This window comes from Kocuria tytonicola, assembly GCF_003687455.1.
GTDB classification, from domain to species: Bacteria; Actinomycetota; Actinomycetes; order Actinomycetales; family Micrococcaceae; genus Kocuria; species Kocuria tytonicola.
Genome location: NZ_PHOA01000154.1, coordinates 1 through 3,403 on the forward strand (window position 1 = coordinate 1; position 3,403 = coordinate 3,403).

Sequence of the window (3,403 nt, forward strand, 5' to 3'; positions counted from 1 at the left end):
CCGCCCACGTGGTCTCCCTCCCCATGCGCGTGACCTTCCGCGGTGTCACCGAGCGCGAGACCGTCGTCTTCCGCGGCCCCGCCGGCTGGGGCGAGTTCGGCCCGTTCCCCGAGTACGGGGACCCCGAGGCCGCCGCGTGGCTGCGCGCCGGGATCGAGGCCGCCTGGCAGGGCTTCCCGGAGCCCGTCCGGGACCGGGTCCCCGTGAACGCGACCGTCCCCGCGGTCCCCGCCGAGCGCGTCCCGGACATCCTGCGTGGCTACTCGGGGCAGGTCCACGCCGTGAAGATCAAGGTGGCCGAGCGCGGCCAGGGCCTCGCGGACGACGTCGCCCGCGTCGCCGCCGTCCGCCACCTCCTCCCCGAGGCCGAGCTGCGCGTGGACGCCAACGCGGGCTGGGACGAGGACGCCGCCGTGGCCGCGCTGAGTGCCCTGAGCGAGTTCCGTCTCGCCTACGCCGAGCAGCCCGTGGCGAGCATCGAGGGCCTGGCGAGCGTGCGGCGTCGGCTGCGGGATGCGGGCGTGGGAACGCTGATCGCGGCGGACGAGTCCGTGCGCAAGGCGGAGGACCCACTGGCCGTGGCGCGCGCGGGGGCCGCGGACCTGATCGTCGTGAAGGTGGCGCCGCTCGGAGGAGTGCGCCGCGCCCTGGACATCGTGGCGCAGGCGGGGCTGCCCGCCGTCGTGAGCTCCGCCATCGACTCCTCCGTGGGCATCCGCGCGGGCGTCGCCCTGGCCGCGGCCCTGCCCGAGCTGCCGTACGCGTGCGGACTCGGCACGCTCTCGCTGATGACGGCGGACGTGAGCGCCGAGCCGCTGCGGCCGGTGGACGGCTTCCTGCCCGTGCGGGACGCGGCCGTGGACGAGGCCCTGCTCGCCGAGCACGCCGACACGGGCGAGCGCCGGGACTGGTGGCTGGACCGGCTGCGCCGCACCCACGCGCTGCTCGCCGCGCAGTAGACCAAGGGGGGGGGCGACGACGCCGCCCGCGGCCTGGGGTGCGGAACTCGCCGCCGCGTGGCCCGACGCCGGACGGTTGCCCGGCGCGGTTAACCTCCAGTTCGCCCAGCGGTCGCCCGGCGATCACACCGGGGTGGTGAGGTGGCACACGGAAACACTCGCTGACATGCACTGACGCGTGTCCCACCCAGGGAGCCACCCCATGACCCAAGCACCCGAACGCCGCCGTCTGCTGCCCATGCTGGGCCACGTCAACGGCAAGCGCAGCCCGCTCACGTGCGAACTCAAGTGCGGCAGCCAGTGCATGACCCCGGACGCGAACACCTCGTCCAACGAGTACGCCCACAACATCATCTCCGCCGCCGTGAGCCGCCGCGCCGCGCTGGGCCTGGGTGCCGCCGGTGCCGTGACGGTGGGCCTGGTGGCCGCGACCGCCGAGCCCGCGCAGGCCACGTACGGCTACTGGGGCCAGGGCAGGGCACGCCTGGACTTCACGCCCATCAAGCCCGTGGGCATGACCGTGGACGACCTCAACGTCCCCCAGGGCTATGACTGGTCGCCCATCATCCGCTGGGGCGACCCCCTGTTCTACGACTCCCCGGAGTTCGATCCCAAGAACCAGACCCCGGAGTCCCAGTCCAGGCAGTTCGGCTTCAACTCGGACTACCTGGACGTCATCCCGGACCCGAACGGGCTCACGGGCGTGCTGGTGAACAACCACGAGTACACCAACGAGAACACCATGTTCCCCACGGGCTACGACAAGACCAACCTCACGAACATGGTCAAGACCGCCATCCAGGCGCACGGCATGTCGGTCGTGGAGATCACTCGCGCCAAGGTGGGGGAGCCCTGGACCTACGTGCGCGGTGGCGCCCGCAACCGGCGCATCACCCTGACCACCCCGTTCGTGCTGGACGGCCCCGCGGCGGGATCGGACCTGCTCAAGACGCAGGACGACCCCACGGGCAAGCGCGTGCTGGGCACCCAGAACAACTGCTCGGGCGGTGTCACCCCGTGGGGCACCGTGCTCTCCGGCGAGGAGAACGTGCACCAGTACTTCATCACCTCCGGCACCCCGGAGGAGAAGCGCTACGGCTTTCCCACCACCATGCCCTCGCGCCGCTGGCCCGAGGTGGAGAAGCGTTTCGACGCCCGCATCCCCGGGTACAAGAACGAACCGAACCGCTTCGGCTGGGTGGTGGAGATCGACCCCCAGAACCCCAACTCCGCCCCGCTCAAGCACACCGCCATGGGCCGCTTCAAGCACGAGGGCGCGAACGTGCGCGTGGGGGACGACGGCACCGTGGTGGCGTACTCCGGTGACGACGAGAAGTTCGAGTACATCTACAAGTTCGTCTCCGCCAGGAAGTACAAGCAGGGCGACAAGAAGCACAACATGACCCTGCTCTCCGAGGGCGACCTCTACGTGGCCAAGCTCAAGGGCAACTCCCCGCAGCGTCAGATCACCGGCACGGGCACCCTGCCCAGGGACGGCGAGTTCGACGGCTCCGGCGAGTGGCTTCCCCTGGTCAAGGGCGGCAAGTCCATGATCAAGGGCATGTCCGTGGAGCAGGTGCTGGTCTACACCCGCCTGGCCGCGGACAGGGCCGGTGCCACCAAGATGGACCGCCCCGAGGACGTGGAACCCAATCCCCACACCGGCAAGGTGTACGCGGCGCTGACCAACAACTCGGACCGCGGCAAGGAGGGCAAGGCCGGCGTGGACGAGGCCAACCCGAAGACCGGCAACCGGGACGGCTACATCCTGGAGCTCACCGAGCGCCACAACCTTCCGCAGGCCACCCGCTTCGACTGGAACCTGCTGCTCGTGTGCGGTGACCCCACCAAGGACTCCGGCACGTACTTCGGCGGCTTCCCCAAGGAGAAGGTCTCTCCCATCTCCTGCCCGGACAACGTGGCCTTCGACACCTCCGGCAACCTCTGGATCTCCACGGACGGTGCGCCGTCCAAGATCGGCTACAACGACGGCCTGTTCAAGGTGACCCTCAACGGCTCCGAGCGCGGCCGCGTGCAGCAGTTCCTCTCCGTCCCCCAGGACGCGGAGACCTGCGGCCCGGTGGTCCACGACACCGAGGGCATGGTCTACATCTCGGTGCAGCACCCGGGCGAGGAAGGCTCCTTCGAGCAGCCCCGCTCCTACTTCCCGGACTACGCGCTGCCCACCCGCCTGGAGCCGGGCGAGTTCTCCATGCCCCGCCCCTCCGTGGTCCAGGTGTTCCGCAAGAACCGGAACAACAAGCCCCAGTTCCCGGGCAACGTGAGCGACCAGCCGGGCAAGGGCGAGAACCAGGGCAAGAAGCGCAAGAACGGCCACACCGGCCCCAAGTACCGCGGCTACGAGGACAAGTCCACCCGCGAGCTCCAGCAGCGCGCGCAGCAGGCTCCCAAGAGCTACGAGAGCTGAGCCGGCGCCCCGGGAG

The 3,403-nt window shown here is 70.5% G+C and carries 2 protein-coding genes; both read left to right on the plus strand.

From position 1 onward, the window contains the following. The coding region (locus tag CWC38_RS11295; protein ID WP_121846817.1) for an o-succinylbenzoate synthase at positions 1-959 on the plus strand (959 nt) is incomplete at its 5' end. Positions 960-1,161: 202 nt separating this feature from the next. Beyond that, a complete protein-coding gene (locus tag CWC38_RS11300) occupies positions 1,162-3,387 on the plus strand; it encodes a PhoX family protein (protein ID WP_121846818.1) in 2,226 nt (741 codons plus the stop codon). The last annotated feature ends 16 nt before the right edge of the window (positions 3,388-3,403 follow it).